The sequence below is a fragment of the Planomonospora alba genome (genome assembly GCF_039534085.1).
GTDB classification, from domain to species: Bacteria; Actinomycetota; Actinomycetes; order Streptosporangiales; family Streptosporangiaceae; genus Planomonospora_B; species Planomonospora_B alba.
In genome coordinates this window covers 55,852-79,775 of sequence record NZ_BAAAUT010000024.1, presented here as the reverse complement: position 1 = coordinate 79,775, position 23,924 = coordinate 55,852, and the positions used below count along the sequence as shown (strand labels likewise).

Genomic DNA, 23,924 nt, shown 5'->3' with positions numbered 1-23,924 from the left:
ATCGGGCGGGTACCGGGGAGCACGTGCTCCGTGCTCCCCGGTACCCGCCCGCGGGCGGTCAGCGGGTCCGCGTGTCGTCGCGGACCGGGCCGGAGGGCGCCTGGGCGTGCCGGGGGGAACCGTTCCGGGAGGACCGGGAGGAGGCGCCACCGTCGTGCTCCGAGGTCCCCGGATCCTCCAGCAGCTCCTCGAACAGGGCCCGGTAGTGCACCATGGCCTGCCGCAGCTCCTCGGTGGAGGCGGACTGCCGGGCGGCGCGGCCGCTGATCTCGTGCGCCTTGCGGTAGTGGTCGAGGGTGCGGCCGTGGGCCACGGACAGGTCGGCGATCCGCTGCTCGAAGTCCTCGGTCGGATAACCCCGGTCGGCCATCACCGAGGTCACCAGGTGGTCGGCCTCGGTGACCGCGAATCCGGGCGCGTCCACGAAACGCTCCTGCACCTCCAGCCACTTCCTGGCGTAGGCCTGGCGCGCCTCGGCGCCGAGCGGGCGGATGTCGAGCGAGTCGACCCGCTGCTCGCGGGCGATGAGCTCCTGCTCCGCCGCGCGCCGGCTCTCGCGCTCGCGGACGGTGCGGTCGTACTCGGGGCCGAACCGGTCGCGGAGCCGGTGCCGGCGTCGCTGCCGCAGTACGGCGTAGCCCACTGCGATGATCGCCACCACCGCGGCCGCGACGACGGCCACCCAGATCAAGCTCTCGGTGGACATGTTGCGCCTCCGGTCGGTTGTCTCAGCGGTTGCCCCCGTGCGCTGCCCCAGGGACCCGCCTCGAAACCGCCCCGGTCACCAAGGTGTCACTCTTCGGAGGGGTTCGGCGCGAGGGCGCCGCGGGCCTCGGCGAGCACCTTCCCGACGAGCGACTCCCCGGAGGCGGCCGGGACCTCGCGGAAGCCGTGCTCCGGGTCGTAGGCGACGTCCAGGCCCGCGGAGACCAGCCGCTCGGCCCAGCGCAGGGCGGTGTTGAGCTTCTCCTTCGGGATCACGCGCCCCTGGGCGACCGACGACAGGTTGCGCAGGTTCGTCGCCGGGCCGGACTGGGCGTGCGCGCGGTTCAGCTTCCACGGGATCGCCCGCGAGTGGTCGAGCATCGGCTTCGACAGCCCCGCGGCCCGCTTGGCCTGCAGGATCCCCGACTCGCTCACCCCGAAGCGGGCGGCCAGCTCCGCGTTGGAGAGCCCCTGCGCGGCCAGCCGCCGCAGCTCCTGCTGGTCGATCAGCGCCCTGCGTCCCACGCGCCCCGCCCTTCAGATGATCAATGTCGCCCGGCGACCGCCTCGGCGTGCACATCTCCACTCGATCTGCGCTAAGGTTATGACGTCCGCCCGAGAGGGCGGCCCGCAAGGGCCGACGGACAAACCGGGACGTAGCGCAGCTTGGTAGCGCACTTGACTGGGGGTCAAGGGGTCGCAGGTTCAAATCCTGTCGTCCCGACAGATCGAAGAGGTCTGTTGGATGGGTCGAAAGCCCATTCCGGCAGGCCTTCTTCGTTTCCCGGCCCGCTACCGGTATGCGGGCCGGTGCAGCCGGGGCTCGGCGTGCGGCGTGCCTTTGAGTTCGTGGAAGCCCGGGGTGCCCGCCACCGGCAGGGTCCCGTCCCACAACCGGCCGGCCTGCTCCCCGGTGGGGACGCGGGAGACGACGGGGCCGAAGAAGACGACGCGCCCGCCGCCGTCGCCTCCGCGGGTCCACAGCGCGGTGTAGAGGCGTCCGAGGGCCTGCTGCCCGTGCTCCCGCCGTACGGCGGGAGCACGGGCAGCCACAGGTAGCCTTCGGGATCGCCCTCCGGGTCGTCCTCGCGGCCCTCGTTGAGCACCGACAGGCTCATCACGTGCCAGCGCACCTCGATCGGCCGGACCTTCGCGGCCTCCAGCAGCCACCGGGAGGTGATCCAGGTGCAGGGGCAGGAGGGGGCGAACCAGAAGTCCGCGATCGCGGTGTCCGTCGCCGTGCCGGTCGTGGTGTCGGTCGCCACCGGTCCTCCGGGGTCTCGCCTCCGGGCGTCCGAGGACGCCTGAGGGCGGCTGCGGGCGTTCTGCGGGCTCAAGCCCCGCCAGGCGGCCGGCGGTCTCCCGGGGCCCGGCGGCGCCACCGGGCCGGGGCGCGCCGGGGCGGCCGCGCCCGCGCCTGCGGTGCCGCCCGGGCGGTGCGGGGCCTCCGCCGCCCGCTCCCGGCGGGTCAGGCCGCGTACCGCGGGTAGCCGTAGCCGACGACCTCGGCCTTGGGCCGGACCCGCCGCTCGACCTTCCCGTTGCCGGTGTTGCCCTCGATCGTGGTGATGGTGCCGTCGCGGTTGTCCTTCTCGACCAGGCCGACGTGGTCGATCCCGTACAGGCTGTCGCCGCGCTTCCAGTCGAAGAAGACGACCGCGCCGGGGGTGGCCTCGGAGCCCCACCTGCCGTTCGCCTCGAACCACTTCGCGTAGGTGACGGTGTAGGCGTCCCAGCCCACGGTGGGCCGGATGCCGGCCTGCTCGCCCACCCAGGAGACGAACATCGCGCACCAGGGGGCGTCGGCGTAGGCCTCGACGTTGCCGCCGTCGCGCTCGACGGTCTCCCGCGCCCGCTGCGAGGACACGTACCAGCTCTGGAACTTGGTGCCGCCGCCGGAGGCGTTCTCGGTGACGCCGATCTGGCTCTCGGCGATCTGCAGCAGGTCCTGCGCCGTCACGCCGGGCGCCTTCTTCGCCGCGGCGGTGCCGGCGGAGGCCTCCGGGCCGGAGACCAGGGCGCCCGCCGTCAGGACCGCGCCGGCGGCGACGCTCGCCCCCAGGGCGGCGGCCAGGACACGGGAGCGGGTGCTGAGGCGGGCAAGGGAGATCATGGAGAGGACCCTTCGTCGGGAGCGGGACGCCTCCGTGCCCGAGGTGCGGTCCTCGGGTCCGGCGGGCGTTCGGCCGTCGGCCGGGCTGTCCTTCTCCATCAAGCCCGTGGAGGGTGGCGGGGCGGGATGCGGAACGGGTGCCGTCCGGTTGCCCCGCCCGCCCCGTCCTCAGCCGACGCGCAGCACGAGCTTGCCCCGGGCCCTGCCCCGGGCGAGGCGCTCGTGCGCGGCGCCCGCCTGCTCCAGCGGGAACACCTCCTCGACCTCGACCCGGACGTGGCCGCCGTCGATCAGCTCCGCGATGCGGGTCAGCGCGGCGCCGTCCGGCTCGACGAGGAAGCCGCTCGCCCGCAGGCCGCGCTCCCCGGCCCGCCGGAGCAGGTCGGGGGAGACGCCGGAGGGGACGGCGAGCAGGAGCCCGCCGGGGCTCAGCACCTCGAGGGAGCGGGTGCTGGTGGCGTCGTGCTCGTCGCCGACCAGGTCGACGACCACGTCCACGTCCTTGACCGCCTGCTCGAAGCGGACCGAGGTGTAGTCGATCACCTCGTCGGCGCCGAGCCCGCGCAGCCATTCGTGCTTGCTGGCCCGGGCGGTGCCGATGACGTACGCGCCGAGGTGCCTGGCGAACTGGACCGCGAAGTGCCCGACGCCGCCGGCTGCGGCGTGCACGAGCACCCGCTGCCCGGGCCGGATCCCGGCCGCGTCCACCAGGGCCTGCCACGCGGTCAGCGCGGCGAGCGGTACGGCGGCGGCCTCGTCGTGGCTCAGGGAGCGGGGCTTGCGGGCGAACTGCCGGGACGGGGCGGTCACGTACTCGGCGTAGGCGCCGGCCTGGCGGGGGAAGTGCGGCATGCCGTACACCTCGTCACCCGGCGCGAGGGTGTGCACGCCGAAGCCGGTCTCCTCCACGACGCCGGAGACGTCCCAGCCGAGTACGAAGGGCGGCTCGCCCAGGACGCCGGCCATGCCCCCGCCCTCGCGGGTCTTGACGTCGACGGGGTTGACGCCCGCCGCCACGACGCGGACCAGGACCTCGGTGGGCAGCGGTTCGGGCCGGGGCTGTTCCACGGTGCGCAGGACCTCCGGACCGCCGAAGGCGTCCTGGCTGACGGCACGCATGTGCGCCATGGTCGTTCCTCCTCGAGGAGTCGTTTCCGGTGATGCCGGGACGCTATCCGCAGGGTAGTGGTAACCCGCAAGGGGTCCTACTATCTATTGGTAAGCATCGAGGCCGTCCTGGAGGAACGCGTTCATGGCCATGACGTGCACGACTGGCCGGCACGACAAGCACGATGTCTACGCCGCGCAGTGCCCCTGCCGGGGGGTGCTCGACCTGCTGGCCACCAAGTGGACCGCGCTGGCCATCGGCGCGCTGGAGGAAGGGCCGCAGCGCTTCGGCGAGCTGCAGCGCCGGCTGGAGGGCGTCAGCCCCAAGGTCCTCACCCAGACGCTGCGCCGGCTGGAGGAGGCCGGGTTCGTGGACCGCACGGTCTACCCGGCCGTCCCGCTGCACGTGGAGTACGAGCTCACCGAGCTGGGCTCCGGCGTCGCCGAGCCGCTGCGCGCGCTGCGCGGCTGGGTCGAGCGGCACCTGGACGAGCTCCCGCAGCCCCGCCCGGTATGACGGCCCGGCCTCCCGGGACCCGTCCGGCCTCCACGAGCGCGAGGTAGCCGTCCTCCAGGGTCGGCTCGGCCGGCCGGGCGGACGGCTCCGGGGGGGCGGGCGCGACGATCCGGTAGCGCATCCCCGCGCCGTCCGGGACGGCGGAGACGATCCTGCCCGCCGGCGGGGCGGGACCGGGGGTGGTGACCGTCCACACCCGCCCGCGGGCCCGGGCGACGAGCTCCCCGACGCCGCCCCGCGGGCACGGCCAGGTCGGTGGCCGCCAGGGCGGGCAGGCTCCACAGCGCCAGCGAGACCGCCACCGCGCCCCCGGCGTTCCAGCGCACCGACAGCAGCAGGCTGAGCGCGGCCAGCAGCGCCATCGGGCCCAGCCGCGACGCGACCAGGACGGCCAGGCCCAGCAGCGTCCGCGAGCCGTCCGGGCGGCCCGCGGCCAGGACGAGGACCGCGCACGCGGCCATGACGAGGAACGAGGCGTGCCAGATCGCGGGATGCAGCAGCCGGGCCTCCATCAGCAGCAGCCCCCACGCCCGGCGCGGCGGCATGGCCTCCTCGGTTCCTGCGTCCATCGGCCGGTGGGTAGCGCCGGCCCCGCCGCGGGGTTCAACCCGCGTCCGACGGGATTCGGCCCTTTCCGCCGGCACGGGGTCCGCCCCCCGTGCCGGCGCGGCCGATCCGACCGGCATCCGTCCCGGCCCGCCGCAGACGGGCCGGGTCCGGGCGGAGGGCACCGCCGCGGACAGAAGAAGTGCCAAATAGTAGTAATTTCATCCCCATGCGACTGGGCGTTCTGGATGTGGGTTCCAACACGGTTCACCTGCTGGTGATGGACGCCCACCGGGGGGCCCGGCCGTTGCCCGCCTACTCCCACAAGGTCGAGCTGCGGCTGGCCGAGCATGTCGAGCGCGCGGAGGACGGGGACCGGCTGTCGGAGGCCGGGGCCGCGCGGCTGCGCGGGTTCGTCGAGGAGGCCCTGCGGATCGCCGAGGACAAGGGCGTCGAGGACCTCATGGCGTTCGCCACGTCGGCCGTCCGGGAGGCCGTCAACGGCGACGAGGTCCTGGAGTGGATCAAGGCCGGCACGCAGGTGGACATCCAGGTGCTCTCCGGCCAGGACGAGGCCCGGCTCACCTTCCTGGCCGTGCGGCGCTGGTTCGGCTGGTCGTCCGGGCGGCTGCTGGTGGTGGACATCGGCGGCGGGTCACTGGAGATCGCCTCGGGGATCGACGAGCAGCCGGACGTGGCGGTCTCGCTCCCGCTCGGCGCCGGGCGGCTGACCCGCGACCGGTTCACCGCGGACCCGCCGCCCGCCGAGGAGGTGCGGGCGCTGCGCAGGTACGTGCGCGCGCAGATCGCCCGATCCGTGGGCGATGTCGCCCGGTACGGCCGGGCCGACCACGCGGTGGCGACCTCCAAGACGTTCAAGCAGCTGGCGCGGATCGCCGGGGCCGCGCCCTCCGCCGAGGGGGAGCGCGTGCGCCGGGTGCTGCGCCACGCCGACCTGGCCGGGTGGGCCGGCAGGCTGGCCGGGATGGACGCGCAGGAGCGCATGGCGCTGCCGGGCGTCTCGGCGGGGCGGGCCAGGCAGCTGCCGGCCGGGGCGATCGTCGCGGACGCCGCGATGGACCTGTTCGGCGTGGAGGAGCTGGAGCTGTGCCCCTGGGCGCTGCGCGAGGGGGTCATCCTGCGCCGCCTGGACACGCTGCCCGGCTGACGCGCCGCCCGGATGGGTCGCCGGCCCGGACCGCGCCGCCCGCCCGGAGACGCCGCTCCGCCGCCGACCCGGCCGCTCCGTCCGGCCGCCCGCCCCCCGACCAGGTTTGCCGCCCCTTTGCCAGGTAAGTCGCAGGGGTATGAACGGCGTACAGGTGGAAGGCGCCGCCCGCAGAGCGGCGAACAGTCGGACGCTGGACAGGTTGGCCCGCCTCGGCCTGGCCTGCCGCGGCGTCCTCTACGGGCTGATCGGCTTCCTGGCGCTGCAGATCGCCTTCGGCGGCGGCAGCGGCGGCAGGGAGGCCGACAAGACCGGCGCGATCGAGATGGTTCGGGAGCAGCCCTTCGGCACCGCGCTGCTGTGGCTGATGGCCGTCGGCTTCGCCGCGCTGGCCCTCTGGCAGCTCTCGGAGGCGGTGATCGGGCGCGGGCAGACCAAGGACCGGGTGGAGTCGGCCGCGCGCACCGCGGTCTACGCGCTGATCACGGCCGCGATCCTGGGGCTCCTGCTCCGCGGCGACTCGGGCAGCTCCACCGACGAGCAGTCCAAGGACCTCACCGCGAAGCTGATGGAGGCGCCCGGCGGGCAGTTCCTCGTCGGCCTGGCCGGCCTGGGCCTGATCGCCCTGGGCGCCTACTGGGCGCACAAGGGCTGGAAGAAGAGGTTCCTGAAGGACCTGCGGATCGGGGAGATGCCGCCGAAGGCGCGGGAGCTCGCCGAGCGGCTCGGCACGGCCGGCTACCTCGCCCGCGGGGTGATCGCCGCGGCGGCCGGCGTCTTCGTCGTGCAGGCGGCGGTGACCTACGACCCGGACCAGGCGAAGGGCATCGACTCCACGCTCCGCTCGCTGGCCGAGACCCCGGTGGGGCCGTGGCTGCTGGGCGTCGTCGCGATCGGGCTGCTGCTGTTCGCGGTCTACTGCTTCTTCGAGGCGCGCTGGCACCGGATGTGACGCGACGGGACGCGCGTGGCGGCGGGTGCGGCCATGCAGGAGGAGGCCGGGTCGGCAAGTCCGACCTGGCTATCCGGTAAGTCAGATCATTCCTACTTTTCCAGGACATCTCTCCCTCGAAGCTCCGCGTCTTCCCAGAGTCGTGGACAGCATCGGGAGGGCCGCATGGACTTGTCGGAGTACGACAGAGAACTCGGCGGAGGGCACGGCGGGGGACCGGGCGGGAGCGAGTGGATCCTGCGGGGCTCCCCCGAGCAGGTGATGAGAGCCCGCCGCCTGGTCTCGGCGGCCCTGGGCCGGGACCACCCCCTGCACGACGACTGCGTACTGCTGACCAGCGAGATCGTCACCAACGCGGTGGTGCACTCCCGCTCAGGCAGGGGCGGCGCCTTCGTCCTGGGCGTCTCCCGCCCGGCCGGAGGCGTGCGGGTGCGCGTGCAGGACGAGGGCTCGGCGTCGGCGCCCTGCGTGTGCCACGCCCCGGACGAGGGGACCGGAGGCCGGGGCCTGCCGCTGCTGGAGGCGCTGGCCCACCGGTGGGGCCTGGTCCGCCGGGCCGGCTCCACCGAGGTCTGGTTCGAGCTCGTCACCGAACCGGCCGAGCTCTCGCGGGTCCGGCTGGCCGGCGTCGGCTGAGCCCCGCCGGAGTCCCCGACCCCCGGCGTCGGCCGAGCCCTTCCGGAGGCCGGGATCCCGCCGGAAGCCGGAGGCCCGCCGGCCCGGCCGCTCAGGTGGCCGCGAGGAGCCGGTCCAGGACGCGGACGCCGAACTCCAGCCCCTCGACGGGGACCCGCTCGTCCACCCCGTGGAACATGCCGTGGTAGTCGAGGTCCGGGCCGAGCATCAGCGGGGCGAAGCCGTACCCCCTGATGCCGATGCCGGAGAAGGACTTGGCGTCGGTCCCGCCCGACATCACGTACGGCACCGGCCGCCCGGCCGGGTCCTCGGCCACCAGCGCCGCGCAGAGCTGCTCGAAGAACGGGCTGTCCAGCGGGGCCGAGGGCGCCTCCTCCAGGCTGACGAACTCCCGCGTGACCTTCGGCCCGAGGAGCCGGTCGACCGTCTCCAGGAACTCCTCGCGGTGGCCGGGCAGGAACCGGCCGTCCACGTGGGCCACGGCGCTGCCGGGGACCACGTTGACCTTGTAGCCGGCCTCCAGCATCGTCGGGTTGGCCGAGTTGCGGATCTGCGCCGCGAACAGCACGCCGACCCGGCCGAGCCGCTCGGCCTCCTCCTCCAGCCGGTCGGTGTCGATCCGCTCGCCGAGGACCTCCTCCAGCGACCGGATGAGCGCGGCCACCGCGGGCGTCAGCCGTACCGGCCACCGGTGGGAGGCCAGCCGGGACAGGGCGTGGCAGAGCTCGGCGACCGCGTTGTCCGCCGGCGGGCGGGAGCCGTGGCCCGCCACACCCGTCGCGGTGAGCCGCATCCACGCGGTGCCGCGCTCGCCCACCGCGACCGGGTAGACGCGGGCGCCCGGCGCCGCGACGCTGTAACCGCCCGACTCGCTGATCGCCTCGGTGCAGCCGTCGAACAGCTCCCGGTGGTGCGTCACGGCGTAGCGCGCGCCGTACGCGCCGGTGGCCTCCTCGTCGGCGAGGAACGCCAGCACCAGGTCGCGCCGGGGGCGCACACCGCGCCGGGCCCAGTCGAGGACCAGGGCGAGCGTCATGGACAGCGTGCCCTTCATGTCCACCGCCCCGCGCCCCCAGACGCAGCCGTCCTCGACCTCCCCGGAGAACGGGTGGACCCGCCAGTCGGCGGGCTCGGCGGGGACCACGTCGAGGTGGCCGTGGACCAGCAGGGCCTCGGGCGAGTCACCGGGGATCCTCGCGACCACGCTGGTCCGCCGGCTGGCCGACTCGAAGACGACCGGCTCGACGCCCGCGCCGGAGAGCAGCTCGGCGACGTACTCGGCCGCCGGGCGCTCGCCGGAGCCGGGGTTGGTGGTGTCGAACCTGATGAGATCCGAACAGATCCGCGCGACCTCGCTCATGCGGAACCCTCCAGGGGGTCGTCGGTCAGGTGTCCCGAATCCCTGCAGGGTAGGCGACGCCCGCCCGGTCGTGCCAGGACGCCTCCCCGGCGGCGCCCGGCCGGTCCGCGCCGGGAGCGGAGAGGCTGAGGAGGCGCAGCGCGGCCTCGGAGGGCGATCCCGGTTCGGCGCTGTAGGCGATGATGCGCTGCCCGGACCCGCCGGGGATGAGGAGGTTCTCGAAATAGAGCTCCATCGGGCCGACGACCGGGTGGTGGAAGCGCTTGACGCCCGAGGTGCACGTGCGCACGGGGTGGCGGGCCCAGCGCGTGGCGAACTCCTCGCTCTGGATGGCGAGCCGGCCGACGAGCTCGGCCAGCCTGCGGTCGTCCGGATGGCGTCCCGCCGTCAGGCGCAGGGAGGCGACGGCGAGCGTGGCCTCCTCGGGCCAGTCCGGGTAGAGCTCGCGGAAGTGCTCGTCGAGGAAGAGCAGCCGGGTCAGGTTGGGCCGCGCGGCCGGGTCGTCGGGAGCCGCGGCGCCGAGGTGGCCGGCCAGCAGCGCGTGGCCGAGCCGGTTCCAGGCCAGGATGTCGTTCCTGCGGTCCAGCACCAGGGCGGGCACCTCGGTCATCGCCTCCAGCAGCCGCCGGGCCGAGCGGCTCGCGTGCTCGGGGCGGGCCGGGGCGGGCCGGGCGGCCGCCGAGGGCCGGGCGAGGTGCTTGAGGTGGGCCGTCTCGTCCTCGGTCAGCCGCAGGGCGCGGGCCAGCGCGTCGAGCACGGAGTCGGAGGCGCCCGCCGCCCGCCCCTGCTCCAGGCGGGTGTAGTGGGTCACGCTCACGCCCGCGAGCATCGCCAGCTCCTCACGGCGCAGCCCTGACACGCGGCGGCGCGTGCCGTACGTCCTCAGCCCCAGCTCCCCGGGATCCAGCGCGGCCCGCCGGCTCTTGAGGAAGTCACCCAGTTCCCTCGCCCTGTCCATGCGTCCCATGATGCATGCCGGAAGCGGCGGGAGCCTGGTCATGAAATGACCACCCTCCGGGATGCCGGTCCGCGCCCGGTCCTGGTCGGCCGCGGGGGAACGGGTGAGCCTTCTGGCGTCGCAGCAACCGAGAGGAAAGGCTCCTTGCACCATGCCGACCGCCGACACCACCCGGAGCGCCGCTCCCGGGACCGCCGACACCGCCCGGAGCGCCGCTCCCGGGACCGCACCGCCGGGCGCGCCCCGGCGGCTCACCCCCCGGCTGCTGCTGGTGCTGGTCATCCTGCTGGCCGCCCAGTTCATGCTGGCCGTGGACTTCTCCATCCTCAACGTGGCCCTGCCGGTCATCGGCGAGGGCCTGGGGTTCTCCCTGGCGCACCTGCAGTGGATCGCCACCGCCTTCGCGCTGTGCGCCGCCGGCTTCACGCTGCTGTTCGGCAGGCTGGCGGACCTCTTCGGCCGCCGCAGGATCTTCCTGGGCGGGCTCGCCGTACTGGGCGCCGCCTCGCTGGTCGGCGGCCTGGCGCAGAGCCCGGAAGCGCTGATCGCCGCCCGCGTCTTCCAGGGGCTGGCCACCGCGGCGGTCACCCCGGCCGGGCTGTCCCTGCTGACCACGTCCTTCCCGGAGGGTCCCCTGCGGGAGCGGGCGCTCGGCCTCAACGGCGCGCTGATGTCGGCCGGGTTCACCACCGGCGCCATCCTGGGCGGGCTCCTGACCGACCTGCTGTCCTGGCGGTGGGCGTTCTTCATCAACGTGCCGGTGGCCGTGCTCGTGCTGGTCGCCGCACCCATCGTGATCAAGGAGTCCAGGCCGGACGGCCGCCCGAGGCTGGACGTGCCCGGCGCGGTCAGCGTCACCCTCGGCCTGCTCGCCGTCGTCTTCGGCCTCACCCAGGCCGGGGAGCACGGCTGGGGCACGGCCGGCGCCCTCGTCCCGCTGGCCGCGGGCGGGCTGCTGCTGGTGGTGTTCCACCTCGTCGAGCGGCGCTCCGGCGCACCCCTGGTCCCCCCGGCGGTGCTGGGCAGGCGCACGGTCGCCTGGGGGAACGTCGCCGGGCTCATCGCGTTCCTGACCGAGACGTCCCTGGTCTTCCTGCTGACGCTCTACCTGCAGAACGTGCTGGGCTTCTCGCCGCTGGCTGCCGGCCTGTCCTTCGGCGTGCTCGGCATCGGCACCGTGGTCGGCGGCTCGATCGCGCCGAGGGTCATCGGCGCGATCGGCGCCCGCTCCGCGCTCATCGCCGGCGGTCTGGCGCAGGCGGTCTCCACCGCCGCCCTGCTCGGCCTGGGAGGCGACCGCTCCTGGATGTGGCTGCTGCTGGCGGCCACCTTCGCCGGCGGCGTCGGCAACATGCTGGTCATCGTCGGGTTCATGGTCACCGCCACCTCCGGCCTGCCCGACCGCGAACAGGGCCTGGCGACCGGCCTGGCCACCATGACCCAGCAGATCGGCATCACCATGGGCACCCCGATCATGAGCGCGATCGCCACGTCGGCGATCACCGGGACCGGAGCGCTCGCCGTGCTCGGCGGGCTGAAGGCGGCCATCGCGGTGAACGCCGCCATCGTGCTGCTGGGAGTCTTCACCAGCCTGCTCTTCCTGCGCCCGCCGGCTCCCGCGCATGCGGCGCGCCGGGACGCCTGACGGAGCGGCGGCGCGCGGTGCGGATCCCCGCGTCCGGGGACCCGCACCGCGCCCGCCCGGATCCCCTGCACGGGAACGGGGGGAGCGGCGTCCGCTCGGCGGCGCCTCAGAGGTAGAGGCCGGTGGAGGCGTCCTGGGCGGCGGTGCGCCGGGCCACGCCGTCGCGCAGGGCGAACAGCTCGGCGAGCGTGGCGCCCGCCGGGGGGACGCCCTCGGCGGTGCCGAGCCAGGCCGCCGCCTCCTCGTACGGCAGCGCGCCCACCTCCAGCTGGGCCAGGCACCGGCCGGGCCGGACCACGGCCGGGTGGAGGCGGGCCAGGTCCTCGTTGGTGGTGATGGCCACCAGCACGTCCCGGCCCTGGCCGAGCAGGCCGTCGGTGAGGTTGAGCAGGCGGGACAGGCCCTGCCCGGTCGCCTCCTTGGCGCCGTTCCTGATCAGCTCGTCGCAGTCCTCCAGGACCAGCAGCCGCCACTTCTCGCCGCTCTCGTCGGAGTCGGAGCCGACCGCGACCTCCATCAGGTAGCCGGGCGAGCTGAACAGCCGCTCCGGGTCCAGCACGCAGTCCACCTGGCACCACGACCGCCACTCGTGGGCGAGCGTGCGCAGCAGCGTGGTCTTGCCCGTGCCGGGCGGGCCGTGCAGCAGGAGCAGCCGGCCGTGCACGCCGCCCGGGGTGAGCGACATCAGCCGGGAGAGCGGCTCGTGCAGCGACCGGGCGTAGTTGCCGCGGACCTCGGGCCAGCGCGAGGTGGTGATCGGCCTGCCGGAGCGGCGGCTGCCGTGCCCGCCGTGCCACCAGAAGCCCATCTCGACGTGCTCGCTCTCCGGGGCCGGCTCCGCGGCGTCCTTGATGGTCTCCTCGACCACCGAGCGGGCCAGCTCCTCGCTGACCGCGGTCACGCTGACCGTGGCGGACCGGCTCTTGTAGCGGATCACGCGCAGCGTCCAGCCCTCGCCGGTCACCAGGCGCGAGTCGCGGCCGTCCTCCTCCCTGGCGGCCCGGACGAGCGTCCCTCCCGAGGGCATCAGCGGCGCGTCGGAGCGCACGCGCTCCAGGGTGGCGGTGCGGGCCCAGGGCTGGGCGCCGGTGGCGAACGGGGAGAGCGCGAGGGCGTCGATGACGTCCACGGCGGTGTCGCCGTCGTCGAGCCAGATGTTCATCGGCAGCTCCGCGGCGTGCTGCTCGGGTGCGAAACGGACCTCCTTCAACACGGACATGCCGGTAATGATCCCGTCTGCGACCGCGGAGGTCGATGGGTTTTCCGCTTTCCACTGCCTCGCCGGCGCCGTCCGGTCGCCGGGCCGGGTGCCGTACGGCGCGCGGGGGCCTCCCCCGGCGCCCTTCCGCGGGGACGGCCTTCCGGGCGGGGCCCGGGTCAGGGGGCCGGCTCAGGAGATCCGGCTCAGGAGATCCGGCTCAGGAGATCCGGCTCAGGTCGCCGGTCTGGGTGACGATGCCGAGACCGGGCACGTCCTTCCAGGTGTAGGTGAGCAGTTCGCCCTTCCGGGTGAGCCAGACGGTCCCCGGGACGCAGCCGGTGCCGGCGGGCAGCTCGAAGGTCAGGGTGTCCTTCTCGACGGCCTTCAGGACGATCCGGCCCTGGCAGCCGTGGGCCGGCTCGGCCCACGCCGCGTCGCGGGCCCCGGCCACCAGTTCGATGTCGATCCTCGTCCCGCCCGGGGAGAGCGGGTTGGTCGAGGTGATGTCGTCCCCGCCCCACTTCCCGGCGAAGGAGGCGGGGATCTTCACGCCCCCTCCGGCGAGCGGGGAGGAAGGCGTGTCCGCGGGCCCCGGCGACGCGCTCGCCTCCGCGGCCGGAGTCCCGGTGGCCCCGGAGGTGCCGGAGGCCCCGGCCGGTCCGGGGGAGCCGGTCCCGGCGGCCCGCGTGCCGGTTCCGGCCGCCGTGGGCGGGGCGACCGACCCGGCGGACCCGGGACGGTCGCCGAGCGTGAGCCAGGCGGCGGCTCCCGCCGCGACCAGCACGGACAGCACCGCCAGGACCGAGCCGGTCACGAACCCCCTGGAGCGCCCGCGCCCCTCCAAGGTGCTCTGGGAGGACCGCCCACCGGGCCCGGTCCGCTCCGGTCCGCTCCCTGGGCCGGTCCGCTCCGGGCCGGAGCCGGGCGGGACGGCGGCCCGCGGCGCGCCCTCGGGGACGCCGGGGGTCCCGGCGGGGGATGCCTGCCGGGCGCCGATCCCCGCCAGGTCCTCCACGGAGGGCGCGCCGCCCGCCCCCGGATCGACCAGGCCGACCATCAGCGACCGGGAGGTGGGGCGGCGGGCGGGGTCCTTGTCCAGGCAGGAGGCGATCAGCGCGCCGTACCGGGCGGGCAGGGCCGACAGGTCGGGCTGGAAGTGCAGGACCCGGTGGAGCACGGCGGGCACGGTGTCGGCCCCGAACGGCGAGCGCCCGGTCGCCGCGTAGACCATGGTCGCCGCCCAGGCGAACACGTCGGAGGCGGGCGAGGCCGGGGACCCGGCGACCTGCTCCGGGGACAGGTAGGCGGGGGTGCCGATCAGGCCGGAGGTGTGGGTGGCGGCGCCCTCGTCCCGGGCGATGCCGAAGTCGACCACCCGGGGCCCGTCCGGGCCGAGCAGCACGTTGGCGGGCTTGAAGTCGCGGTGCACCACCCCGGCCGCGTGGATCGCCGCCAGCGCGGTGGCGGTGCCGACCACCAGGCGCTCCAGCTCGCCGCCGCGCAGCGGACCGTCCCGCTTGACGCGCTGCTCCAGGGAGGGGCCGTCCACGAACTCGCTCACCACGTACGGGCGGGGCCCGTCCACCGAGGCGTCCAGCACCCGCGCCGTGCAGAACGGGGCGACGCTCTCCAGCGCCGACAGCTCCCGGGCCAGCCGGTTCCGGGAGTCGGCGTCGCCGCGGAAGAGCAGTTTGACCGCCACGGGCTCCCCGCCGGGCGCGTGCGCGAGGTAGACGACGCCCTGGCCGCCCTCGCCGAGCCGTCCGGCCAGACGGTAGTGGCCGAGGCGGGCCGGGTCGTCCGGGGTCAGGGGGGCTGCGGTCATGGGGGCAAGGCTAGCGAGGCCGGTCGGATATGGGCAGAGGCCGCCGGGGCGGAGGCGCCGGGACGGGTCGGACGTTTGGGCGGGGCCCGCGGGGAAAGGGAGGGCGGGGTTTCCCCGTCCGGAGGCGTACGGGAGCGGTCCGGCGCCGGGCCGCTCGGTGAACCGCCCGATGCGGCGGTGCGTCACCCGTTACGCTCCGGTCATCCCTCGACACTCGATCCCCCTGGAGACGACTTCCGTGGCCATCGACCTAGTGACCCGGCGCGAGTGGGGCGCCCGCCAGCCGCGCGGTTCGTACACGCAGATCAGCTCCACCAGGGGCGTGAAGGTCCACTACACGGGCGGCCGGGTGGACCCCCGGATCGTCGACGACCACGCGCGCTGCGTGGCTCTGGTGAAGTCCATCCAGAACAGCCACATGGACGGGAACGGCTGGATGGACATAGGTTACTCGCTGGTAGCCTGTCCGCACCGGAAGGTGTTCGAGGGGCGGGGGCCGAGGCGGCTGCCGGCCGCGAACGGCTCCGGGCTCAACGCCGACCACTACGCCGTGCTCGGCCTGGTCGGCTCCTCCGGGCTGGTCCAGCCCACCGACGGCATCCTGCACGGCATCCTCGACGCCGTCGAGTACCTCCGGGAGCGCGGCGGCGCGGGCCGGGAGATCAAGGGCCACCGCGACGGCTACGCGACCTCCTGCCCGGGCGAGCCGCTCTACGCCTGGGTGCGGCGCGGCGCCCCCCGCCCGGGCGGCGGCGCCCCGAACCCGCCCGAGCCGCACCCGCCCTTCCCCGGCCGGACGCTGAGGTACCCGCCGGTCATGGAGGGCGAGGACGTGCGCACCTGGCAGCGGCGGATGCGCGAGCGCGGCTGGAAACTCGACGCCGACGGCCTGTACGGGCCGCGCTCCCGTGACGTGGCGCGGGCGTTCCAACAGGAGAAGGACCTGCCCGTCACCGGGGCGGTGGACCGCGCCACCTGGAACGCCGCCTGGCAGGAGCCGGTCACCTGACCTCGCGGCCGGGCGGCGGGCGGCCCCGGGGCCGCGGGCGCGGGACCCCGCGTCCCGCCACGCCGGGCTCCCCGGCCCCGCCACGCCGGCCGCTCGACGGGACCCGGACGGGCATCGGAGCAAGCGACGGCTTACCATCCCCTTCATGACCGTCCCACCTGAGGAACTCCGGCTCGCCGCGGACTTCCCGCCGACCACCCGCGACGGGTGGCGGGAGCTGGCACTCGGCGTCCTGCGCAAATCGGGAGTGGAGGCGTCCTCCCCGGAGGAGGCGCTGGCCGCGACCACCTACGACGGCGTGACCGTCGCGCCGCTGTACGACGCCTCCGACCTGCCCGGCGATCCCGGGCTGCCGGGGGCGGCGCCCTACGTGCGCGGGGCGCGGCCGGTGCGCGGCGGCTGGGACGTGCGCCAGCGGCACGAGACGGCCGACCCCGAGGCGGTCCTGGCCGACCTGGAGGGCGGCGTCACCTCCCTCTGGCTGGCCCTGGCGCCCGAGGACCTGCCCCGAGTGCTGGAGCCGGTCCACCTGGAGCTGGTCCCGGTCACGCTGGAGGCGGGGGAGCGGACCCGCGAGGCCGCCGAGGCGCTGTTCGCGCTCGCCGCGGAGCGGGCGGGGAAGGATCGGGCGGACGCGGCGCCGGGAGCCGGAACGGGAGTGCCCGCCGGCCACCTCACCGGGAACCTCGGCGCGGACCCCCTCGGCCTGCGGGCCCGGGGCGCGGACGCGGTGGCGGGGGAGGCCGCCGCGCACGACGCCGTCGAGCTGGCCCGCCGGTGCGCGGCGGACCTCCCCGGGCTGCGGGCGCTCGTGGCGGACGCCACGCCGTACCACGACGCGGGCGGCGGCGACGCCGAGGAGCTGGGCTGCTCAATCGCGACCGGCGTCGCCTACCTGCGCATGCTCACCGGCGGCGGGCTGGACCTGGAGCGGGCCTTCGGGCAGATCGAGTTCCGCTACGCCGCCACCGCCGACCAGTTCCTCACCATCGCCAAGCTCCGCGCCGCCCGCCGGCTGTGGGCGCGCGTCGCCGAGGTGTGCGGGGCGTCCGCCGCGCCCGACCCCGCCGACCCGGGCCGCTCCCTGGCCGCGCAGGTGCAGCACGCGGTGACGTCCTCGGCGATGATGACCGCCCGCGACCCGTGGGTGAACATGCTCCGCACCACCGTGGCCTGCTTCGCCGCCGGGGTCGGCGGCGCCGACGCGGTGACCGTGCAGCCGTTCGACGCCCGCCTGGGCCTGCCCGACGCCTTCGCCCGCCGCATCGCGCGCAACACCCACGCGCTGCTGGTCGAGGAGGCGCACGTCGCCCGGGTGACCGACCCGGCCGGCGGCTCCTTCTACGTCGAGCGGCTCACCGACGACCTCGCCGAGCGGGCCTGGGCCTGGTTCCAGGAGATCGAGCGCGCCGGCGGCATGGCCGAGGCCCTGGCCTCGGGCCTGGTCGCCGACCGGCTGGCCGCCACCCGGGAGCGGCGCGCGGCCGACATCGCCCGCCGCCGGTTCCCGATCACCGGTGTCAGCGAGTTCCCCGACCTGGCCGAGCGGCTCCCGGAGCGCGCGCCCCGGCCCGCCGTCCCCGCCGGGGAGCGCGGCGGCCTGCCGGTCGTGCACTACGCCGGCGAGTTCGAGGCGCTGCGCGCGCTGGCCGACGCCCAGCCGGAGCGGCCGGCCGTCTTCCTGGCCACGATCGGCCCGATGGCCGCGCACACCGCCCGCGCCGCGTTCGCGGCCAACCTCTTCGCGGCGGGCGGCATCGCCACCGTGTCCTCCGGGCCGCTGACCGACCCCGGCGAGATCGCCGCCGCCTTCGCCGCGAGCGGCGCGAAGGTCGCCTGCCTGTGCTCCAGCGACGCGCTGTACGGCGAGCACGCCGAGGGCGTCGCCGCCGCGCTGGCCGAGGCCGGGGCGGTACGGATCTGGCTGGCGGGCAGGGGAGAGCACGCGGGCGTGGACGGCCGCCTGTACGCCGGGTGCGACGCCCTCGCCGTGCTCCGCACGACCTTCGACGACCTGGGGGTGACCCGGACCGCCGCCCCGCACGGCCCGGCCGCCTCCGACGACCTGGGGGTGACCCGATGATTCCCGACTTCTCGCAGGTCGGCCTGGCGGGAGAGCCCGCGGCGCCGGACGAGGCCGCCTGGGCGCAGGCCGTACGGCGCGCGACCGGGCAGGAGCCCGCCGAGCTGGCGTGGGAGACCCCGGAGGGCATCGCGGTCAAGCCTCTCTACACGGCCGCCGACACCGCGGGCCTGGACTTCCTTTCGACCTATCCGGGGGCCGCGCCGTTCCTGCGCGGGCCGTATCCGACGATGTACGTCAACCAGCCGTGGACCATCCGGCAGTACGCCGGGTTCTCCACCGCCGAGGAGTCCAACGCGTTCTACCGGCGCAACCTGGCCGCCGGGCAGAAGGGGTTGTCGGTCGCCTTCGACCTGGCCACCCACCGCGGCTACGACTCCGACCATCCGCGCGTGGCCGGCGACGTCGGCATGGCGGGCGTGGCGATCGACTCGATCTACGACATGCGGCAGCTGTTCGACGGGATCCCGCTCGACAAGATGAGCGTGTCGATGACCATGAACGGCGCGGTGCTGCCGGTGCTGGCGCTGTACATCGTGGCCGCCGAGGAGCAGGGGGTGGCGCCCGGGCAGCTGGCCGGGACCATCCAGAACGACATCCTCAAGGAGTTCATGGTCCGCAACACCTACATCTACCCGCCGGGGCCGTCGATGCGGATCATCTCCGACATCTTCGCCTACACCAGCGAGAAGATGCCGAAGTTCAACTCCATCTCGATCTCCGGCTACCACATCCAGGAGGCCGGGGCCACCTGCGACCTGGAGCTGGCCTACACCCTCGCCGACGGGGTGGAGTACCTGCGCGCGGGTGTGGCGGCCGGGCTGGACGTGGACCGGTTCGCGCCGCGCCTGTCGTTCTTCTGGTGCATCGGCATGAACTTCTTCATGGAGGTGGCCAAGCTCCGCGCGGCCCGGCTGCTGTGGGCGAAGCTGGTGCGCGGCTTCGGCGCGGAGAACCCCAAGTCGCTGTCGCTGCGCACCCACTCGCAGACCTCCGGCTGGTCGCTGACCGCGCAGGACGTGTTCAACAACGTGGTGCGCACCTGCGTGGAGGCGATGGCCGCCACCCAGGGCCACACCCAGTCGCTGCACACCAACGCGCTGGACGAGGCGCTGGCCCTGCCCACCGATTTCTCCGCGCGCATCGCCCGCAACACGCAGCTGATGCTCCAGCAGGAGTCGGGCACCTGCCGGGTGATCGACCCGTGGGGCGGCTCCCACTACGTCGAGCGGCTCACCCACGACCTGGCGGCCAGGGCCTGGGGGCACATCCAGGAGGTCGAGGCGGCCGGCGGCATGGCCGAGGCGATCGACGCCGGGCTGCCCAAGCTCCGCATCGAGGAGGCCGCCGCCCGCACCCAGGCGCGCATCGACTCCGGCCGTCAGCCCGTCATCGGGGTCAACAAGTACCGCCCGGACGCCGACGAGCCGATCGAGGTGCTCAAGGTCGACAACACCGCGGTGCGGGAGCGGCAGCTGGCCAAGCTGCGCCGGCTGCGCGCCGAGCGCGACCCGCGGGCGGTGGAGGAGGCCCTGGCAGCACTCACGGCGGGCGCGGCGGGCGACGCCAACCTGCTGGAGCTGGCCGTGGCGGCGGCGCGGGCCAAGGCCACGGTCGGGGAGATCTCCGACGCGCTGGAGAAGGTCTTCGGCCGGCACGCCGGGCGGATCCGCACGATCTCCGGCGTCTACCGGGAGGAGGCCGGCTCGGGCGTGGCGGCCGTGCGCGAGGCGTGTGCCGAGTTCGAGAAGGCCGAGGGCCGCCGCCCGCGCATCCTCGTCGCCAAGATGGGCCAGGACGGCCACGACCGGGGCCAGAAGGTGATCGCCACGGCCTTCGCCGACCTCGGCTTCGACGTCGACGTCGGCCCGCTCTTCCAGACCCCGGAGGAGGTCGCCCGCCAGGCCGTCGAGGCCGACGTGCACGTGGTGGGCGTCTCCTCGCTGGCGGCCGGGCACCTGACGCTGGTGCCCGCGCTGAAGAAGGCCCTGGCCGGCCTCGACGCCGACGACATCATGATCGTCGTCGGCGGCGTCATCCCGCCCGGCGACTTCGACGAGCTGCGCGCCGCCGGAGCCTCGGCGATCTTCCCGCCGGGCACCGTCATCGCCGACGCGGCGCTGACCCTGCTGAAGGACCTGTCGGCCCGGCTCGGCCATGCGTCTTGACGACTACCTCCACGGGGTGCGGTCCGGCTCGCGCCGCTGGATCGGCCGGGCCGTCACCCTCGTGGAGTCCACCCGGGCCGACCACCGCGAGCTGGCGCAGCGGCTGCTGGTCGAGCTGGCCCCGCTGGCCGGCAAGGCCCGCAGGATCGGCGTCTCCGGTGTGCCCGGGGTCGGCAAGTCCACCTTCATCGACGCGCTCGGCACCCATCTGACCGGGCTGGGCCACCGGGTGGCGGTGCTCGCCGTCGACCCGTCGTCCACCCGGACGGGCGGGAGCGTGCTCGGCGACAAGACGCGCATGGCCCGCCTGGCCGCCGACGAGAGCGCCTTCATCAGGCCCTCGCCCACGGCCGGGACCCTGGGCGGGGTGGCCCGGGCGACCCGGGAGGCCATGGTCGTCGTCGAGGCCGCCGGCTACGACGTGGTGCTGGTGGAGACCGTGGGCGTCGGCCAGTCGGAGACCGCCGTCGCCGACATGGTGGACACCTTCCTGCTGCTCGCGCTCGCCCGGACCGGCGACCAGCTGCAGGGCATCAAGAAGGGTGTGCTGGAGCTCGCCGACGTGATCGCGGTCAACAAGGCCGACGGCCCGCACGAGCAGGACGCCCGCAAGGCGGCCCGGGAGCTGGCCGGGGCGCTGCGGCTGCTCCGCTCCGAGCGCGCGGTCCCGGTGCTGACCTGCAGCGGGCTGACCGGCGACGGCCTTCCGGAGCTCTGGCGGCGGCTCGTCGCGCACCGCGACGCCATGGAGGTCTCCGGCGAGCTCGCCGAGCGGCGCCGGCGCCAGCAGGTCGGCTGGACCTGGGCCCTGGTCACCGACCGGCTCCTGCAGCGGCTCCGCGAGCACCCCGCGGTGGCGGCGGTCGCCGCCGAGGCCGAGCGCGCCGTCCTCGACGGCACCCTCACCCCGGCGCTGGCCGCCGAGCGCATCCTCGACGCCTTCACCCGGGGCGGCTGACCGCCGGTCCCGCGCCGGTCGCCTCGCCGGTGCGCGGCGGCCGTGCGGGCGCCGCCCCGCCCAGATCGCCCCGCCGCGGTCGGCCCGCGGCGGCCGTGCGCGTGCCGTCCGGGTCCCACGGCGGCGGCCTGCGGAGAACGGTGCCGGATATAAATCTTTTCTCTTCCGTGGTGGATACATACCACCGAGGAATTATCAGAAAATAGACAAATCGCTTCATGTGGCGAATGCGGCCATAGGTGTAATTGTCTGCGTGCTAGTGTTCGGCGGTGCGTGAGGGGCGCACCGCCGTACCGGCCGTGTACTGGGCGAACTTCCGGCCCGCCCCTGCTGGATCCACTATGAATTCTTTTCGTTTTCGACGGTTCACCAGGGTGGGACTATGCGCTTGAGCAACGCGCGTCTGCGGACAAAGATCACGGCGCTGCTGGTCTCCCTCGCCGCCCTGTGGATGTTCACCGCCTGGGTGACGGTCCGCGACGGCCTCAACATGCTGGGCGTGACCACGCTCAACACCGGCGTGGCCGAACCGGGCCACCGGCTCCTGTCCGAACTGCAGGCCGAGCGGCGGCTCACCCTGCTCGCGCTGGCCGACCCCGACGGGGGCCGCCGGGAACGCGAGGAACTGCGGGCCCAGCGCAAGCGCACCGACGCCGCCGCCGCGCACCTGCGCGGGTCCAGCGCCTCCACCGGCGTGGAGCTGGCGATGAGCGACGAGGCGGAGCGGCGGCTCGCCCTGCTCCTCCGGCGGCTGGACGGGCTCGCCGCCGTCCGGCAGGCGGCCGACGGCGGCCGGACGGACCGGATCCGGACCGCCGAGGGGTTCACCGGGATCATCGACGCCGCCCACTTCACCTACGACGCCCTCTCCTCGCTGGACGACGAGGGGATCGCCAAGGACGTCCGTACGTTCATCCAGCTCAACCGGGTCGTGGAGCTGACCGCCCGGACGGACGCGATGGCGGCGGGCGCCCTGGCGGGCGGCGGCTTCACCGACGAGGAGCGCGTCCTGTTCACCCGGACCGTCGGCACGCAGCGCTTCCTGCTGTCCCAGGTGGAGGCCGAGCTGCCCGAGGTCGACCGGGGGACCTACCGGAAGCTGGCCGACGGCGAGCAGTTCGCCCGCCTGCGGGCGATGGAGGATCTCCTGGCCGGTGACGGCCAGGTCGACCTGGAGCGGTGGACCGCCGCCTCCGAGCACGTGCAGGCGGGGCTGTGGAACCTCGCGATCACCGGCGGCGCCAACCTGATCGAGCGCTCCACCCCGGTCGTCGCCGGAGTGATCATCCGGCTCGTGCTGGCCGGCGGTCTGGGACTCGTCGCCGTCATCGCCTCGGTCGTCCTGTCCGTCACCACCGCCCGCGCCCTGGTCCGGCAGCTGGAGAAGCTGCGGGACGCCGCCCGGGAGCTGGCCGACCGGCGGCTGCCCGGCGTGGTGGAGCGCATCGGCCACGGCGAGGACGTGGACGTCGCCGTCGAGGCCCCGCCGCTGCGGTTCGGCGACGACCAGATCGGGCAGGTCGGCCAGGCGTTCAACGCCGTCCAGCGGACCGCGATCAAGGTCGCGGTCGAGCAGGCCCAGCTCCGCCGCGACATCGCCGACATCCTGCGCAACCTCGCCCGCCGCACCCAGAGCCTGGTGCACCGCCAGCTGAGCGTGCTGGACACGATGGAGCGGCGCGAGCAGGACCCGCAGGAGCTGCGCGACCTGTTCCGGCTGGACCACCTGGCGACCCGGATGCGGCGCTACGCGGAGAACCTCCTCGTGCTCGCCGGGGCGGCGCCCGGCCGCGCCTGGCGCGGGTCGGTCCCGATGCTCGACGTGGTGCGCGGCGCGCTGGCGGAGATCGAGGACTACACCCGGGTCGACGTGCTCCCCATGGGCGAGGCGGCGCTGGACGGGCGGGCCGTCGGCGACGTCATCCACCTCGTGGCCGAGCTGGTGGAGAACGCGGCCTCGTTCTCCCCGCCCTACACGACGGTGAAGGTCGGCGGGCACGCCGTGGCCCACGGCTACGCCGTCGAGATCGAGGACCGGGGCCTGGGCATGAGCGAGGAGGACATCGCCGCGGCCAACGAGCGCATCGCCGACCCGCCCGAGCTCAAGCTGGCGGGCAACGCCCGGCTGGGCCTGTACGTGGTCAGCCGCCTGGCCGAGCGGCACGGCATCCGGGTGACGTTCAAGGCCTCGCCGTACGGCGGCACGACCGTCGTGGTGCTGATCCCGCAGGAGCTGATCGTCCAGCCGGCCGGGCCGCAGGCCCCCGAGCCGGTGAGCGTGCCCGCGGCCCGGGCCGAGGCCGTCCCCGCCGCCCGCGCCGAGACCGCCGTGCGGCCGGCGGAGGGCGCCGTGCGGACCGAGGGCGCCGGCCGGCACGGGGCGCCCGCCGTCCCGGCCCCGTGGGAGGCCGACCCGCTGGGGCTCGGGACCGCGTCCGCGCCGGTGGGGCGCGGATGGGACACGGCCCCCGCGGGCCCGGCGGGACCGGCCCCCGGAACGGCGGAGCGGCGGAGCGGCGCGGCGGAGCCGGGGCCCGGTACGGCAGAGCTGAAGGAGAGCGCCATGGACACCCCCGGCGGGGCCTCCCCGCCCCACCGGCGGCAGACGCCCGCCCCCGGCACGGCCTCCGAGCGGCCGCCGTCCGTCCTGCCGCCGCCGGACACCAGCCACACCCCGGGCGGCCTGCCGCGCCGGGTCCCGCAGACCCACCTCGCCGTGCCGCTGCGCGAGGACGAGCCGCTCCCGGCGCCGGAGCCGGTGGAGGACGACGAGCGCTCCCCCGAGGAGATCCGCGCCGCCTTCTCCTCCTTCCAGGCGGGCACGCTCCGCGGCCGGTCCGACGCCGCCCGGCTGCTCGCCGGGGGCGGCGAGCCCGCGGACGACGCCCGGCCGTCCGCGTGACCCCCGCGACGACCACGACGCACACCTGCCGGCTCCGCTCCGGCGGGTCGCCGAAGGCCGTAAGCCCGAAC

The 23,924-nt window shown here is 75.1% G+C and carries 19 protein-coding genes, 1 tRNA gene and 1 pseudogene; 11 read left to right on the top strand and 10 right to left on the bottom strand.

Features of this window, described 5'->3' with window-relative positions:
* Positions 1-58 precede the first annotated feature (58 nt).
* The gene (locus ABD823_RS16320; RefSeq protein WP_344860361.1) at positions 59-706 is read right to left on the bottom strand and encodes a hypothetical protein; all 648 of its coding nucleotides are present in this window, start codon (positions 704-706) and stop codon (positions 59-61) included.
* A gap of 86 nt (positions 707-792) precedes the next feature.
* A complete protein-coding gene (locus ABD823_RS16315; RefSeq protein WP_344860359.1) occupies positions 793-1,230 on the bottom strand; it encodes a hypothetical protein in 438 nt (145 codons plus the stop codon).
* Between the two features lie 125 nt (positions 1,231-1,355).
* Here ABD823_RS16315 and ABD823_RS16310 point away from each other — a divergent pair.
* A tRNA-Pro gene (locus ABD823_RS16310) sits at positions 1,356-1,429 on the top strand.
* 68 nt (positions 1,430-1,497) lie between these two features.
* Here ABD823_RS16310 and ABD823_RS16305 read toward each other — a convergent pair.
* The 4 genes and pseudogenes from ABD823_RS16305 to ABD823_RS16290 all read right to left on the bottom strand — a co-directional run bounded on the left by ABD823_RS16305 (position 1,498) and on the right by ABD823_RS16290 (position 3,946).
* The gene (locus ABD823_RS16305; RefSeq protein ID WP_425566619.1) at positions 1,498-1,758 is read right to left on the bottom strand and encodes a mycothiol-dependent nitroreductase Rv2466c family protein; all 261 of its coding nucleotides are present in this window, start codon (positions 1,756-1,758) and stop codon (positions 1,498-1,500) included.
* Positions 1,759-1,841: 83 nt separating this feature from the next.
* Positions 1,842-1,970: pseudogene (locus ABD823_RS34665) on the bottom strand (disulfide bond formation protein DsbA); the annotation flags it as partial.
* A 203-nt stretch (positions 1,971-2,173) separates the two neighbouring features.
* The gene (locus ABD823_RS16295; RefSeq protein WP_344860357.1) at positions 2,174-2,818 is read right to left on the bottom strand and encodes a CHAP domain-containing protein; all 645 of its coding nucleotides are present in this window, start codon (positions 2,816-2,818) and stop codon (positions 2,174-2,176) included.
* 168 nt (positions 2,819-2,986) lie between these two features.
* A complete protein-coding gene (locus ABD823_RS16290; RefSeq protein ID WP_344860355.1) occupies positions 2,987-3,946 on the bottom strand; it encodes an NADP-dependent oxidoreductase in 960 nt (319 codons plus the stop codon).
* A gap of 130 nt (positions 3,947-4,076) precedes the next feature.
* Here ABD823_RS16290 and ABD823_RS16285 point away from each other — a divergent pair, with 130 nt between their 5' ends.
* The 4 genes from ABD823_RS16285 (at position 4,077) to ABD823_RS16270 (ending at position 7,744) form a co-directional block, all read left to right on the top strand.
* Complete coding sequence (locus tag ABD823_RS16285; RefSeq protein WP_344860353.1) at positions 4,077-4,442, top strand: winged helix-turn-helix transcriptional regulator; 366 nt, start codon at positions 4,077-4,079, stop codon at positions 4,440-4,442.
* A 775-nt stretch (positions 4,443-5,217) separates the two neighbouring features.
* On the top strand, positions 5,218-6,156 hold the full coding sequence (locus tag ABD823_RS16280; RefSeq protein ID WP_344860351.1) for a Ppx/GppA family phosphatase: 939 nt from the start codon (positions 5,218-5,220) through the stop codon (positions 6,154-6,156).
* 202 nt (positions 6,157-6,358) lie between these two features.
* Positions 6,359-7,108, top strand: coding sequence for a DUF1206 domain-containing protein (locus ABD823_RS16275; protein WP_344860350.1), 750 nt, complete (start codon positions 6,359-6,361; stop codon positions 7,106-7,108).
* A 165-nt stretch (positions 7,109-7,273) separates the two neighbouring features.
* Positions 7,274-7,744: an ATP-binding protein gene (locus ABD823_RS16270; RefSeq protein WP_344860348.1), complete on the top strand. Its 471-nt coding sequence runs from the start codon at positions 7,274-7,276 to the stop codon at positions 7,742-7,744.
* Between the two features lie 91 nt (positions 7,745-7,835).
* Here ABD823_RS16270 and ABD823_RS16265 read toward each other — a convergent pair whose 3' ends face one another.
* Both ABD823_RS16265 and ABD823_RS16260 read right to left on the bottom strand, forming a co-directional pair.
* Positions 7,836-9,104, bottom strand: a complete 1,269-nt coding sequence (locus tag ABD823_RS16265) for a M20/M25/M40 family metallo-hydrolase (RefSeq protein WP_344860346.1) — start codon at positions 9,102-9,104, stop codon at positions 7,836-7,838.
* Positions 9,105-9,129: 25 nt separating this feature from the next.
* Positions 9,130-10,062, bottom strand: a complete 933-nt coding sequence (locus ABD823_RS16260) for a helix-turn-helix domain-containing protein (RefSeq protein ID WP_344860344.1) — start codon at positions 10,060-10,062, stop codon at positions 9,130-9,132.
* A gap of 151 nt (positions 10,063-10,213) precedes the next feature.
* Here ABD823_RS16260 and ABD823_RS16255 point away from each other — a divergent pair, with 151 nt between their 5' ends.
* A complete protein-coding gene (locus ABD823_RS16255) occupies positions 10,214-11,707 on the top strand; it encodes an MFS transporter (RefSeq protein WP_344860343.1) in 1,494 nt (497 codons plus the stop codon).
* 106 nt (positions 11,708-11,813) lie between these two features.
* Here ABD823_RS16255 and ABD823_RS16250 read toward each other — a convergent pair whose 3' ends face one another.
* Both ABD823_RS16250 and ABD823_RS16245 read right to left on the bottom strand, forming a co-directional pair.
* Positions 11,814-12,926, bottom strand: a complete 1,113-nt coding sequence (locus ABD823_RS16250) for a DUF5925 domain-containing protein (protein WP_344860341.1) — start codon at positions 12,924-12,926, stop codon at positions 11,814-11,816.
* Positions 12,927-13,125: 199 nt separating this feature from the next.
* On the bottom strand, positions 13,126-14,733 hold the full coding sequence (locus tag ABD823_RS16245) for a serine/threonine protein kinase (RefSeq protein ID WP_344860340.1): 1,608 nt from the start codon (positions 14,731-14,733) through the stop codon (positions 13,126-13,128).
* Positions 14,734-14,971: 238 nt separating this feature from the next.
* Here ABD823_RS16245 and ABD823_RS16240 point away from each other — a divergent pair, with 238 nt between their 5' ends.
* From ABD823_RS16240 to ABD823_RS16220, 5 genes are all read left to right on the top strand, one after another.
* Positions 14,972-15,742 (top strand): peptidoglycan recognition protein family protein, encoded by a 771-nt coding sequence (locus tag ABD823_RS16240; protein WP_344860338.1) that lies wholly within the window; start codon positions 14,972-14,974, stop codon positions 15,740-15,742.
* Positions 15,743-15,887: 145 nt separating this feature from the next.
* A complete protein-coding gene (locus tag ABD823_RS16235; RefSeq protein WP_344860337.1) occupies positions 15,888-17,825 on the top strand; it encodes a methylmalonyl-CoA mutase subunit beta in 1,938 nt (645 codons plus the stop codon).
* The gene (gene scpA / locus ABD823_RS16230; protein ID WP_344860335.1) at positions 17,822-19,993 is read left to right on the top strand and encodes a methylmalonyl-CoA mutase; all 2,172 of its coding nucleotides are present in this window, start codon (positions 17,822-17,824) and stop codon (positions 19,991-19,993) included. Before ABD823_RS16235 ends, scpA begins: the two co-directional genes overlap by 4 nt.
* Positions 19,983-20,951 carry a methylmalonyl Co-A mutase-associated GTPase MeaB gene (meaB, locus tag ABD823_RS16225; protein ID WP_344860334.1) on the top strand — a complete coding sequence of 323 codons (969 nt, stop codon included), beginning with the start codon at positions 19,983-19,985 and terminating at the stop codon, positions 20,949-20,951. The genes scpA and meaB overlap by 11 nt, the downstream gene beginning before the upstream one ends.
* Positions 20,952-21,333: 382 nt before the next feature.
* On the top strand, positions 21,334-23,853 hold the full coding sequence (locus ABD823_RS16220) for a sensor histidine kinase (protein ID WP_344860332.1): 2,520 nt from the start codon (positions 21,334-21,336) through the stop codon (positions 23,851-23,853).
* Positions 23,854-23,924 lie beyond the last annotated feature (71 nt).